General features: G+C 69.3%; 10 protein-coding genes and 1 pseudogene. 6 read left to right on the plus strand and 5 right to left on the minus strand.

Annotated elements, in window-relative coordinates; all coding sequences use genetic code 11:
• The first annotated feature begins 17 nt into the window (after positions 1-17).
• The gene (locus Ade02nite_RS11915) at positions 18-500 is read left to right on the plus strand and encodes a GNAT family N-acetyltransferase (protein ID WP_203761648.1); all 483 of its coding nucleotides are present in this window, start codon (positions 18-20) and stop codon (positions 498-500) included.
• 35 nt (positions 501-535) lie between these two features.
• Here Ade02nite_RS11915 and Ade02nite_RS11920 read toward each other — a convergent pair whose 3' ends face one another.
• Positions 536-1,459 carry an NADP-dependent oxidoreductase gene (locus tag Ade02nite_RS11920; RefSeq protein WP_203761649.1) on the minus strand — a complete coding sequence of 308 codons (924 nt, stop codon included), beginning with the start codon at positions 1,457-1,459 and terminating at the stop codon, positions 536-538.
• A gap of 64 nt (positions 1,460-1,523) precedes the next feature.
• Entirely contained in the window at positions 1,524-2,378 is an 855-nt protein-coding gene (locus tag Ade02nite_RS11925) for a helix-turn-helix domain-containing protein (protein ID WP_203761650.1), read from the minus strand.
• A 59-nt stretch (positions 2,379-2,437) separates the two neighbouring features.
• On the opposite strand from Ade02nite_RS11925, the gene Ade02nite_RS11930 reads away from it, so the two are divergent.
• Entirely contained in the window at positions 2,438-3,694 is a 1,257-nt protein-coding gene (locus tag Ade02nite_RS11930) for a glycosyltransferase 87 family protein (protein ID WP_203761651.1), read from the plus strand.
• 15 nt (positions 3,695-3,709) lie between these two features.
• On the opposite strand, the pseudogene Ade02nite_RS11935 reads toward Ade02nite_RS11930, so the two are convergent.
• Positions 3,710-3,896: pseudogene (locus Ade02nite_RS11935) on the minus strand (hypothetical protein); the annotation flags it as partial.
• A 355-nt stretch (positions 3,897-4,251) separates the two neighbouring features.
• Here Ade02nite_RS11935 and Ade02nite_RS11940 point away from each other — a divergent pair.
• Together Ade02nite_RS11940 and Ade02nite_RS11945 are read left to right on the plus strand one after the other, a co-directional pair.
• Complete coding sequence (locus tag Ade02nite_RS11940) at positions 4,252-5,337, plus strand: sugar phosphate isomerase/epimerase family protein (protein WP_203761652.1); 1,086 nt, start codon at positions 4,252-4,254, stop codon at positions 5,335-5,337.
• Positions 5,334-8,501: a ThuA domain-containing protein gene (locus Ade02nite_RS11945; protein WP_203761653.1), complete on the plus strand. Its 3,168-nt coding sequence runs from the start codon at positions 5,334-5,336 to the stop codon at positions 8,499-8,501. Before Ade02nite_RS11940 ends, Ade02nite_RS11945 begins: the two co-directional genes overlap by 4 nt.
• A gap of 573 nt (positions 8,502-9,074) precedes the next feature.
• Here the strand turns inward: Ade02nite_RS11945 and Ade02nite_RS11950 are convergent.
• Positions 9,075-9,692, minus strand: coding sequence for a polymorphic toxin-type HINT domain-containing protein (locus Ade02nite_RS11950; protein ID WP_203761654.1), 618 nt, complete (start codon positions 9,690-9,692; stop codon positions 9,075-9,077).
• Positions 9,693-9,720: 28 nt separating this feature from the next.
• Positions 9,721-10,614 carry a S1 family peptidase gene (locus Ade02nite_RS11955; protein ID WP_239168698.1) on the minus strand — a complete coding sequence of 298 codons (894 nt, stop codon included), beginning with the start codon at positions 10,612-10,614 and terminating at the stop codon, positions 9,721-9,723.
• Positions 10,615-10,701: 87 nt separating this feature from the next.
• Here Ade02nite_RS11955 and Ade02nite_RS11960 point away from each other — a divergent pair, with 87 nt between their 5' ends.
• Positions 10,702-11,361, plus strand: a complete 660-nt coding sequence (locus tag Ade02nite_RS11960) for a response regulator transcription factor (protein ID WP_203761655.1) — start codon at positions 10,702-10,704, stop codon at positions 11,359-11,361.
• Complete coding sequence (locus Ade02nite_RS11965; protein ID WP_203761656.1) at positions 11,358-12,422, plus strand: sensor histidine kinase; 1,065 nt, start codon at positions 11,358-11,360, stop codon at positions 12,420-12,422. Before Ade02nite_RS11960 ends, Ade02nite_RS11965 begins: the two co-directional genes overlap by 4 nt.
• Positions 12,423-12,424: the final 2 nt, after the last annotated feature.

Here is a 12,424-nt window from a genome sequence, read left to right on the forward strand (position 1 = left end):
ATGGGGACGGGAGAACGATGACGAGTGTTCGTGCGGCGACCTCGATCGACGAGGTCGCCGAGCTGTGGAAGTCGCTCGTGCGGCATCACTACGCGGTCGGCTCCGCGATCAGCCAGGCGGGCGAGCCGATCGGGCCGGAGCAGAGCTGGCTCGCCCGCCGCCGGCAGTACGAGGCGTGGTCGCGGGAACCGGGCTGGCTGCTGCTCGTCGCGGAGCGGGACGGTGAGGTGGCGGGCTACGCCGCGGCCCGGATCACGCCGTCGGCCAGCGCCTGGGACTTCGGTGATCGGGTCGGGCGGCTGGAGACGCTGACCGTGGCGCCGGCGGCCCGATCGCACGGGCTCGGCACGGTGCTCGTCACCGAGGTGCGTAGGCACTGGCGCGACTGCGGGATCCGAGCCGCGACTGTCACCGTCATCGCGGGTAACGACGACGCCCTGCGCTTCTACGAGAGACTGGGCGCTGTGGACTTCAGCCGGACGGCCGTCTTCCCGATCTGACCGGCACCAGATCGACGAAGGTCCACGATGTCGCGTCAGGCGAGGATGACAGTCTTGCCGGGGAGTTCGCCCGCGGCGGCCTGGGCGTGGACGGTGGGCAGGTCGGCCAGGCCCACCCGCTGGGCGATCTCGACGCGCAACTCGCCGGTGCCGACCCGGGCGGCCAGGTCGGCGAGCTGGTCGGCGTCGCTGCGGACGTACAGGTCGATGCCGCGCACGCCGCGGTGCTCGTCGGAAGGGGCGGGCATCCAGACGGTGGTGTTGACCAGGGTGCCGCCGTCACGGATCAGCGTGAGCAGCGCGGCCAGCTGGTCAGGGGTGATCGGCGCGAGATTGAGGACCAGGTCGACCGGCTCGGTCACCTCGGCGGTGGTGTGGCCGATCACCTCGTCGGCGCCTGCGGCCTTCACGCGCTCGGCGCTGCGCGGGCCGGCCGTGGCGATCACGTGGGCGCCGATCTCCTTGGCCAGCTGCACCGCGTACCCGCCGACCGCTCCCCCGGCGCCGTTGATCAGCACCCGCTGGCCGGCGGTCAGTTTGCCGTGGTCGAACAGCGCCTGCCACGCGGTCAGGCCCACCAACGGCAGCGCCGCCGCGTCGGCCAGCGGGATGTTCGCGGGGGCCCCGGTCAGGATCTCCGCCGGCGCGATCACGTACTCCGCGGCCGCCCCGTTGCCGGTCATCGGCAGGAAGCCGATGACCCGGTCGCCGACCGCGACGTCGCTCACGCCGTCACCGAGCGCGTCGACCGTGCCGGCGACGTCGATGCCGGGAGTGTGCGGCAGCTCGACCGGGATCGGGCCCTGCATGTAGCCCGCGCGGATGTTGCCGTCGACGCCGTTGAACGACGTCGCGGCGACCCGGATCCGGACCTGGCCGGGGCCCGGAGCGGGCTGCTCGACATCCTCGTGGCGCAGGACCTCGGGACCACCGAACTCGTGAAAACGCACTGCCTTCATTGCCGCACCTGCTTCCGTGAGCGCCGTCGATCGGCTTCACTCAACTTCGCAGGATCCGGCGCGGTTAGCCTGGGCCGGCCTGGCCCACCTTGATGATGGCCGGTTCGCCCGCGTCGACGACGATCTCGGCCAGACGCGCCGCATCGGCCGATCCGGGCGCCGCGGTGAGCATCAGAGCCGCCAGGTCGTCGCCCGGGATGGCGAGCAGGCTGCCGACGAGCGTGACGGAGCCGCCGTCCGGGTGGAGGAACGCGGCACTGCTCTCGTACGCTGTCACCGGCCGGGGCGCGCGCCACAAGGTGTCGAACAGGCCGCTCCGGCTGCGCATCTCGTCCACCAGGGCGGCGAGCGACGCGTCCGCGGGGTACCGCAGCAACGCGTTCCTCAGGCGGTTGACGAGGATCGCCTCGTGATCGGTCGCGTCGGCCGCGGATTGCCGGAAGCCGCTGAACGGATCGCAGAACGTACGCCAGGCGATGTTCCACTCCCAGGGATCCCCGGTGAGATGCCAGTGGCCCAGGGCCAGGAACGCGCTGTTGACCGCGACCAGGTTCATCGCCGCGTCGGAGACGAACATCGGAGTGTCCGTGAACCGCTCCAGCAGCCGCATCGCACCCGGGCCGACCTCGTTCGGCACCTGCCCGTCCGCGGCGGCATACCCGGCCAGCGCGCAAAGGCGCTCGTAGTCCGCACGCCCCACCCGCAACGCGCGGGCGATGGCATTCACCACCCCGGCCGACGGGTGGCTGCGCCCCTGTTCCAAGCGGCGTACGTAGTCCGCGGACATCCCCGCGAGCTCGCCGAGCTCCTCGCGCCGCAGCCCGTTCACCCGCCGGCGGCCGACCGGGAGCCCGACAGCCGCAGGGGCCGTCCTCTCCCGCAACTGGCGCACCGCGGCGCCGAACTCGTGACGTTCCACGGCCCCAGTCTGCCGGGCCGGTTCCAGCGGCGGTGATGGCGTACCGCTACCTTCTCCTGGTGGCTCGCCATGACGCCGTCCGAATCGGACGGACCCTGAAGGGGCTCGGCCCGGTCCTGGCCGTGGTCGTCGCCGCGGCGGCCGTAGCGGGTGCGGTCGCCTGGGCCGAGGTGCCCGCCAGGCTCAGTCTGCACGGCGGGTTCGTCGACATCTCTGCTTACCGGTACGGCGGCCGGCTGGTCCTGGACGGTCTGCCCCTGTACGGGTCTCGTGACCCGGCGACCAATCTGCGCTTCACCTATCCGCCGTTCGCCGCGTTGCCGATGGCGCCGCTGGCACTGCTGCCGTTCTGGCTCGTCACGGCGTTGTGGACGGCTGCTTCGGTGGGCGCGCTGGCCGGGGTCATCCTGGTGGTGGGCCGCGCGCTCCGACGTCCCGTTCCCGGATGGCTGGTCGCGCTGCTGACCGCCGGCGCGTTCGCTCTGGAGCCGGTGTGGCAGAACCTCACGTTCGGCCAGATCAACCTGTTGCTGATGCTGGCCGTCCTCGTCGATCTGACTTATCCGGAACGGCGCTGGTCAGGCGTACTCGTGGGCATCGCGGCCGGGGTGAAGCTGACGCCCCTGGTGTTCGTCGTGCTTCTGGTGCTGGCCGGCCGGCGGACGACAGCGGGGCGGGCGCTGCTGGCCTTCGCCGGCACCGTCGCGATCGGCTTCGCGACGATCCCCGGCTCGGCCAGGACCTACTGGGCCGACAATCTCGTCAAGGCGGGCCGGGTCGGGCCGCCGGAGCTGGCGCACAACCAATCGGTGTTCGGGACGCTCACTCGGCTGCTGGACGGTGTGCCACCGACTCTGCTGTGGCTCGCGGTCGCCGGTCCGCTCGCTCTTGCGATCGTCGCCCTCGGCGCCGTGTGGTGGCGCCGCGGCGACCGGGTGCTCGGGGCGGGCTTCGGAGCGCTGGCCATGCTGCTCGCTTCGCCGGTCTCGTGGTCACACCACTGGGTGTGGGCCGTGCCTGTCGGGTTGGCGCTGTGGACGCACAGCCGATGGGCGAGTCTTCTCTGGACCGCGGTGTTCGTGGCCCGCCCATTCGTGTGGCCGCCGTGGGGTGATCGCCGCGAGTACGGCTGGGGCCCGATCGAGCACGTCCTCGGCAACGCCTATCTGATCGCCGCGCTCGTCCTGTACCTCTGGGCGGCGGTGCGGCTCAGGGCGCACGGGACAGGTCCGGCCCCAGGCCGTAGCCGGCGTGGATCTCCACCGCGCTCACTCCCAGCGCGTCGAGACTTCGGTGCCGTTCGCGGTACGCCCTGATCTCCGCCGTCACGTACCGGTCGACACCCGGGTACGGATGCCACGCTCGGCGCAGTAGGCGAGCATGCGCCCGGGAAACGTGTGCGGGTTGCCGTCGAGAGGGTAGTGCCGCCCGCATCGCTCGGTGTCGAACCACAAGAACGGGATCGACATCGGGCGGCAAGGGCGGGCGAGCAGGATAGGTCTCGGATCGGAGCGCCAGAAGCCTGTCCACAGTGATGTGCTGCCGGCCCACGCGACCAGAGGCTCGTCGGCGAAGTCGGCGGAGGCCTCCGCTTCCCTGCGGGCCAGGCCGAACTCGCCGTGGACGGGGCGGTTCGCAGATCTAAGCGAGCTTCGGAACTTTTGTCTGACGGAGCAAAAGTTAGTTCTATCTTGGACTATCTTTCGCATGAGGCGCGCGATACCGTGCTGACATCTAGGCGTAACACCGTTCACATGTGTGACGCCGGCGCTTCGGCAACGCCGGCTCTCTTCCGTTCTGTCGCTTCTGACATTCGTCCTGTCGTACCCGACAGCGGCTCCCCCGTGGGCCGCGGTTGGAAGGTGGAGAAGTCATGTCCGAGCCGCAAGCCAAGAAGTCCCTCACTCGCCGCCGTCTCCTCACCGCCTCGGCCGGCGCCGCCGCGGCGCTGGGTGCCGCCGGGCTCCCGATCCTGTCGACCGGCACCCCCGCGATCAGCCACGGCAAGCTGCGCGCCGAGCCGCTCGTCCCGGCCCGCAACCGGGGAATCATCCTCTACAGCGTCCGCGACCGGATCTCGGCGGCGCCGGACGACTCCGGCGTCCCGTACGGCTTCGAACGGGTCCTCGCCCGGCTCGCCGAGATCGGCTACAAGGAAATCGAGTTCGCCGGCTACAACCAGCACACCTCGATCCTCGGCCGCCAGATCACGCCCGCCGAGATCCGCAAGATCCTCGACGACAACGGCCTGGTCGCCAGCGGCACCCACACCCAGATCAACGCGGCCACCTTCGAGCAGCAGCTCGACATCGCGCAGACGCTGGGCATGAAGCACATCGGCACCGGCTCCGACCCGACCGGCAGCGCCTACCGCAGCGACTGGGACGCCGCCGCCGACCTGTGGAACGAGCTCGGCCGCACGGCCCGCAAGCGTGGCCTCAAGCTCTACACCCACAACCACGACGCCGCGTACGGGTTCCTGCTCGACGCCGGCCCGCTCGACGCCAACGGCAAGCCGACCCGCTCCACCGGCACCCGCAAGCTCGAGTATTTCTTCACCAAGGCCGATCCCCGGTACGTCTTCTTCGAGATGGACATCTACTGGGCGTACGTGGCCCGGTTCAAGCACCACACGTACACCGACGCCTGGGGCCGCACCAAGACCGACCTGTTCGACCCGATCCTCACCGTGGTGCCGCGCACCGAACGGTTCCCGCTCTTCCACGCCAAGGACGGCGACAAGCAACCCACCCAGGCCAACGGGTACGTGATGACGCCGCTCGGCGAGGGCGACATCAACTTCCAGCAGTTCTTCGAGGAGATCGGCGAGCAGAACTACCACCACGCGAACTGGGAGCAGGACACCGCTCCCGGCGGCGCGGCGAACCCGGGCCAGTCTCTGAGCTTCGCGGAGCTGAGCTACCGGAACATGTCCGAGCTGACCATCTACCGCCGATGAACCGGCGATGGCTGGCCGCCGCCGCGGCCGCGGTCATCACGATCGGCCCCGCGACGGTGGCCCACGCGCACCCGGGCGGTCAGCAGCCCGACGTGCTCGTGTTCACCGAGACCGCCGGCGTCCGGCGTGACTCGATCGACAAGGGCGTCCGGACGATCCGCGACCTGGGCCGGCAGCACCGTTTCAGCGTGACGGTCAAGGCCGACTCGTCGGTCTTCACCGCCGCCGGCCTGGCGAGATACGAGGCGGTCGTCTTCCTCAACACCACCGGCGACGTGCTCGACGACGCCCAGAAGAGCGCTTTCGAGGCGTACATCAAGAGCGGTAAGGGTTTCGTCGGCGTGCATGCCGCCGCCGAGACCGAGCCGGGCTGGACCTTCTATCGGGACCTGCTCGGTGCCGCCGCGACGAGCGCTGCCACAGGCGAGAAGGCCGTGACCGTGGCCGACCGGGTGCACCCGTCGACCGCGTCGATCCCGCGCACGGCGACGTACACCGAACAGTGGTACACGTTCGACAAGGACGTGACCGGCGTCTCGCACGTGCTGGCGAGCACGGACAGGCCGCTCTCCTGGTGCAAGGACTTTCAGGGTGGACGGTCCTGGTACACGGGACTCGGGCACGCGACGGCGACGTACGCGAACAGCTCCTTCAAGAGGCACCTGCTGGGCGGCATCCAGTGGGCGTCGGGGCAGGTCCCCGGCGACTGCGGCGCCACCGTGCAGAGCAACTACGAGAAGGTCACCCTCAACGACGAGCCGGGCGAACCGATGACTCTCGCGGTTCTGCCCGACGGGCGGGTGCTGCACAACACGCGTACGGGAGAGGTGAGGCTCTACGACCCGGCGACCGGCCTCAGCCCGGTCATCGCCGAGATCCCCGTCTACGTGCACGATGAGGACGGCCTGCAATCGGTCGCCGTCGACGCGAACTTCGCCGAGAACCGTTGGGTCTACCTCTATTACGCGCCCAAGCTGGACACGCCGGTCGACAACCCGGCCACGCCCGCGGTCAACGAGGGCGACGCGCCCGCCACCAGCACCGACCCGACCGTCTGGGACAAGTTCAAGGGCTACAACCAGCTCTCCCGGGTCAAGCTGGTCGAGACGCCGTCGCCGCACCTCGACCTGAGCACCGAGCAGCAGATCATGCGGGTGCCGGTCGACCGGGGCAACTGCTGCCACGTCGGCGGCGAGGTCAAGTTCGACGGCAAGGGCCTGCTCTACCTGGTGACTGGCGACGACACCAACGCCGGCGGCTCCGACGGCTTCACCCCGATCAACGAGTCGCCCACGCAGGGTCCGGCCTACGACGCGCAGCGCTCCTCGGCCAACACGAACGACCTGCGCGGCAAGGTGCTGCGCATCAAGGTGCGCGGCGACGGCTCGTACACGATCCCGTCCGGCAACCTCTTCCCGCCCGGCAAGGCCAAGACCCGTCCGGAGATCTTCCTGATGGGCGTGCGCAACCCGTTCCGCTTCGACGTGAGCAAGAGCGGTTACGTGTACGTGGGTGACTACTCGCCCGACTCCCGGGTGCCCAACCCGGCCCGTGGCCCCGAGGGCACCGGACGGTGGATCGCCACGAACAAGGCCGGCAACTACGGCTGGCCGTACTGCTACTCGCCGGACCTGCCGTACATCGACTTCGACTTCGTCACGCGTACGTCGGGAGCGGCCTTCACCTGCACGACGCCGGTGAACGAGTCGCCGCGCAACACCGGGCTGCGTGAACTGCCGCCGGTGCGCGACCCGCAGCTGGCGTACACGTTTAACGCCGTCACCCCGTGCCCGACCGCCTACCTCCAGGATCCGCCGGTGGCGTGCGGCTTCGACTGGCCGGCGCTGGGCACCGGCGGGGTGGGGCCGATGGGCGGCCCGCAGTACTCGTACGACCGCCGGCTCGACAACGACATGAAGTTCCCGGCGTACTACGACGACACCGTGGTGCTCGGCGAGTTCACCCGGAACAAGCTGTTCGCGCTGCGCACCGACGGCAGGGACAAGCTGCTGGCCATCGAGCCGATGCTCACGGGCTTCACGTGGGCGAATCCGATGGACCTCGAGTTCGGGCCGGACGGGCAGCTCTACGTGCTCGAATACGGCAACGGCTTCTTCCGGGCCAACCCGGAGGCGCAACTGTCGACGGTGCGCTACGTGAAGGACGGCCGCTCCCCGGTCGCCCGGATCACGGCGACCCCGCTCTCGGGCCAGTCGCCGCTGACCGTGCGGTTCTCCAGCGCCGGCACGTCCGATCCCGACCCCGGTGACACGATCACCCTGGCCTGGGACTTCAACGGGGACGGTGTGGTCGATTCGACCGCCGCCGAGCCGGCCTACACCTACACGTCGAACGGCACCTACAGCGCCCGGCTGACCGTCACCGACAGCACAGGGCGCACGGCGGTGGCCACCCGCACCATCACGGTGGGCAACACGGCACCGGTGGTCGAGGTGGTGACGCCCGCCAACGGGTCCTTCTTCAACTGGGGTGACACCGTCCCGTTCGAGGTGAGGGTCACCGATCCCGAGGACGGCGCGGTCGACTGCTCCAAGGTCGAGGTGTCCCTGGTGATCGGCCACGACGAACACGGGCACGGCATCAACTCGACGACCGGCTGCACGGGCACCCTGCCCAGCCCAGCCGACGGAGCCGACCACGCCGGCGGCTACCTGTTCCTGGGCGTCAGCGCCACCTACACGGATGCGGGCGGCCTCTCGGCGACGGGACAGGCCACCGTGCAGACGTGGCGCCAGCAGGCCGAGAACGCCCAGGTCAAGAGCGCCGTGGCCGCAGCGGTCACCAACGACGTCGACGGCTCCGAACACCTGGCCGCGATCGACAACAACGACTACATCGCCCTCCGCCCGATCGACTTGAACGGCATCACCTCGGTCACGCTACGAACGGCGGGTGGCTCCGCGGCAACGGCCGGCCAGCCCAGGGCGACGGTCGAGGTCCGCAGCGGCTCCCCCACCGGCGAGCTGGTGGCCACCCTCCCGGTGAACGCCACGGCCGGTGGCGCCTACTGGGCGAGCCAGACCTTCCCGCTGAGCGGGGAGGCCGGGGAGCAGGAGCTCTACTTCGTCTTCAAATCCATAGCCGGCGGCCCGACCACGAACCTGTTCACCTTGAACTGGGTCGAGTTCGGGGCCGCCTCCTGAGAGTGGCGGGCGAGGGCCGGACCGCCGAACCGGCCCCGCCCGTCCACCCCGCCATCCATCGCCGCGCCAGTCGACGGTGGCCAGACCTGGTCGAGCCCTGGTCCGCAGTCATGAAGATGAAAGATGCGCCCGAAGAACTGACATACGCACCGCAGCGAATTACGAGTATTCGAGCTCTCGAATAATCCGGCCTGCTTGCTCCCGATGGTCTATTGAGCTGGGCTCGAACTCGCTCAAGTCATCTTCCGTAAGGAATAGGCTTCCCGCAACAATGTACCCGCCCCGACCCCGTCCATCCATTAACGAAAACACGTAACGTCCATCGGTTTCTCTTTCCTCGAGGCCAAACATGCGTAACGCTTCTTCAGTTGGAACAACATCGACCACTAGTGAGTCATAGCGCTGCTTCAACTGCAATGTCCGTACCGCACGAAACATCAAATCTACACGGGTATCCGCACCGGGAGCGATCCCGCTTCGCAGTAGTGCGACGCTGTGGCTCACCTGGTAGGACCAGAACTGGAAGCGGCGATCAAGAACAATAGGCACTGACAGTGTGCGCACAACACCTCACTAGCTAAACGGGTTGATCTGCTTTATTCCTTCGACATAGAAGTCAATCTTCCCTAAGGTGCCCGCATCACGGAAAAAGGCCAGCTCCAGATCTGTTGCACCGCCAATTTGCCGCGCATTGCGCAACAATGACTGCCCCACCACAGAGGCCACTCCGTCCTCAACACCATGCATGCTGTCCAGATTGAAGGAGACACGAATCCCGGGATTGTCGAACTTGAGCAGATTGGCGGCGGTCCACACCGTACCGCGCCAATCCGTGTCATTCATTAGCGTTTCGGCACCATTTTTCTTAGCGAAGTCGTCCAAGGCGTCACCCTCAAGGCCCAGTGCGACATGCTGGTCTCCACAATTGTGGACCAACACCGGCGTGTTGCCGACCACCACATAGTACGTGTGGATCCTGTCGACGGTCAGGTCGTACATGGTGCGGGTACCGGCGTAATTGACGGTTCCCGAGATACCGACCGAGGTGGAATGGTCGGACCGCAACCTGTCACCGGCGCTCAGATCGCCCGCGTCCATCCATCGCTGTTGGGCAGAGCTCCAGAAGGGGTGATGCTGCGTGGTTTGGACAACGGCAACCCGGTCACCGACCTGCACCGTTAGATCGGTCAAGACGGCGCCACGATCGACCGCGGCGGCGTCATCCCGTGGTGGGCGACCGCCGGTCCCGTCGAACCTCGGCAGATCCCCGCCGGCCGGCGGTCCAGAGCGCAACCACCACCGCAACCGCGGCCACCAGGCCGGCAGCCCACGGGATGACCTTGCGGAACGGCGAGGGCTCCGCGGCGATCGTCGTGGTGATCCACTCGCTGATGTTGTCGACGCGGGCGCTGTAGTCCGGCCCGCTGTGCGGGCACCCCGGTCCCGCGCTGACCACGCCGACCAGCGCCGGCGCCTCGCCCTTTCGCTCGCGGAAGTACGGCCCGCCCGAGTCGTGCGGGCACGGGCTGGTGTCCTCGTTCGGCGCCACCCCCGTCATGCCGAGCAGCGAGTCGCCCACGCTGTCGATCCGGAAGCGGCCGGTCTGCAGGCGGGTCACCGGCACGTAGGCGCCGTCGCGCGTGGTCAGCCCGAAGCCGGTCAGGCGCACGGTCTCGCCCACCTCCGGCGGGGTCGTCGCGAGCCGCAGCGGTGTGACGTCCGTTACCGGTGAGGCCAGCTCGGCGAGCGCCACGTCGGCGGTGTCCGACTGGCGCACGGCCACCACGTCGACGTCGTGGCCGCCCTTTCCGGCGACCTTGACACGGCCGACCGTCGCCGTGGTGCGCTCCGCGACGGGGTGGCCGACGCGCTTGCCGGACGCGTCGCGGAAGCAGTGACCTGCGGTGATCACCCAGCGTGGGGCGATCAGCGCGCCCGAGCAGGAGCTGTCCCGGGTGCCGTGGTCCTCGGTGGGCAGGCCCTTCATGGTGAGCAGCACCGCGAAGGGGTAGGCGCCGTCGCGCGCGTTCTCGCCGTACGCGATCGCTGCTGCCGGCGAAGCGGGCCACAGCACGACGAAAGCGGCGAAGAACGCGGAAAGGATTCTGAACACAGGAGACCATGGTTATGAGCGGGTGGTCGGAGGGGCGTCAGCAGCGCCCTTATGAATCCTTTATGCGAGCTGTGCGAGCGTGACGCGGTGCGAGTGTTGGTGGCGGAGGACGAGCGGGTGCTGGCCGACACCGTGGCGGAGGGGCTGCGGCGGCTGGCCATGGCGGTCGACGTGGTCTACGACGGCGAGGCGGCGCTCGAGCGGCTGGCCGTCAACCGGTACGACGTCGCCGTGCTCGACCGGGACATGCCGGGGCGTACGGGCGACGAGGTCTGCCGCTGGATCACCGGCACGCAGAGCGAGACCCGGGTGCTGCTGCTGACCGCCGCGGCCGGCATCCGCGACCGGGTCGAGGGGCTGGGCCTCGGCGCCGACGACTACCTGACCAAGCCGTTCGCCTTCGCCGAGCTCGTGGCCCGGTTGCAGGCGCTGTCGCGGCGCACCGGTCCCGCGCTGCCGCCCGTGCTGGAGCAGGACGGCGTGGTGCTCGACGTCGCCCGGCACACCGCGAGCCGCGACGGCCAGATCCTCGCGCTGTCGCCCAAGGAGTTCGCCGTGCTGCACGTGCTGCTGCGCGCCGGCGGGCGGGTCGTGAGCGCCGAGGACCTGCTCGAACAGGCGTGGGACGAGCACGCGGACCCGTTCACCAATACCGTACGGATGACCGTGATGACCTTGCGGCGCAAGCTCGGCGACCCGCCCGTGATCCACACCGTGCCGCGCGCGGGATACCGACTCGGTTCATGATCCGCCGCCGCGTTCTCCTGCTCTGCGCGCTGGTCCTGCTCGCGTCGCTCTTCGTCCGGCAGCTCGCCGAGCGGCTGCTGGCGCTCTGGTACGACTTCGGGCCCTCCTGGTGTGCCACGCCCGGCCCGGACAGCCCCTCGGCCGTGTGCCGTCAGCTGTTCCGGCATCCGAGCATCCCGATGGTGGCCGCCGAGGCGATCGTGCTGGTGCTGCTGCTTCTCGCCTGCCTTCCCCTCGTACGCTGGTGTCTCGCTCCGCTGAAGAGCCTCGTGCCGGTGATCGCGAACGTCGGCCCGCAGAACCTGGGTTATCGCCTGCGCCCCGAGGGCGGCGACGAGCTCGCGGTCGTCGGCCGGGCGATCGACGACATGATGGACCGCATCGCCGTCGGCTACGAGGCGCAACGGCGCTTCGCCGCGGACGCGTCGCACGAGTTGCGCACCCCTCTCGCCGTACAGCGGACCCTGATCGAAGTCGGCATGGCCCACGCGCTCAGCGAGGATCAGCTCACCCTGCTCACCGCCCAGTTGCTGGAGACTAACGAACGCAACGAGCGCCTGATCGAGGGTCTGCTGGTGCTCAGCGAGAGCGACCGGGGCCTGCTGTCGCGCACCCCGCTACGGCTCGACGAGATCACCGCCGAGGTGCTGGACGCGTACGAGTCGCGCGCCGCCGAGGCCGGGCTCACCATCTCGCGGGAGCTGAGCCCGCGGGTGGTCGAGGGCGAGCGGGTGCTGCTGGAGCGCCTGGTCACCAACCTCGTGCAGAACGCGATCAAGTACAACCGCCGGGGCGGGACCATCGACGTGCGGGTCGGCGACGATCCGGCCCTGCTGGTCGCGAACACCGGCGACGACGTGCCGCCCGACGAGGTCTCGGCGCTGTTCGAGCCGTTCCGGCGGCTGCACGGCGCCCGCATCGACCACAGCGGCGGCGCGGGTCTCGGCCTGGCGATCGCCCGTTCGATCACCCGGGCGCACGACGGCATCATCGCCGCGTCCTCCACCGGCCGTGACGGCCTCCGCGTGCAGGTGTCGTTCCCGCGCCCGTTGACGAAATAGTC

The organism is Paractinoplanes deccanensis (assembly GCF_016862115.1).
GTDB lineage: Bacteria > Actinomycetota > Actinomycetes > Mycobacteriales > Micromonosporaceae > Actinoplanes > Actinoplanes deccanensis.

Coding starts and splice junctions, on each gene's coding strand:
- Ade02nite_RS11915 (WP_203761648.1), top strand. CDS start 18: ATGACGAGTGTTCGTGCGGCGACCTCGATCGACGAGGTCGCCGAGCTG.
- Ade02nite_RS11920 (WP_203761649.1), bottom strand. CDS start 1,459: ATGAAGGCAGTGCGTTTTCACGAGTTCGGTGGTCCCGAGGTCCTGCGC.
- Ade02nite_RS11940 (WP_203761652.1), top strand. CDS start 4,252: ATGTCCGAGCCGCAAGCCAAGAAGTCCCTCACTCGCCGCCGTCTCCTC.
- Ade02nite_RS11945 (WP_203761653.1), top strand. CDS start 5,334: ATGAACCGGCGATGGCTGGCCGCCGCCGCGGCCGCGGTCATCACGATC.
- Ade02nite_RS11965 (WP_203761656.1), top strand. CDS start 11,358: ATGATCCGCCGCCGCGTTCTCCTGCTCTGCGCGCTGGTCCTGCTCGCG.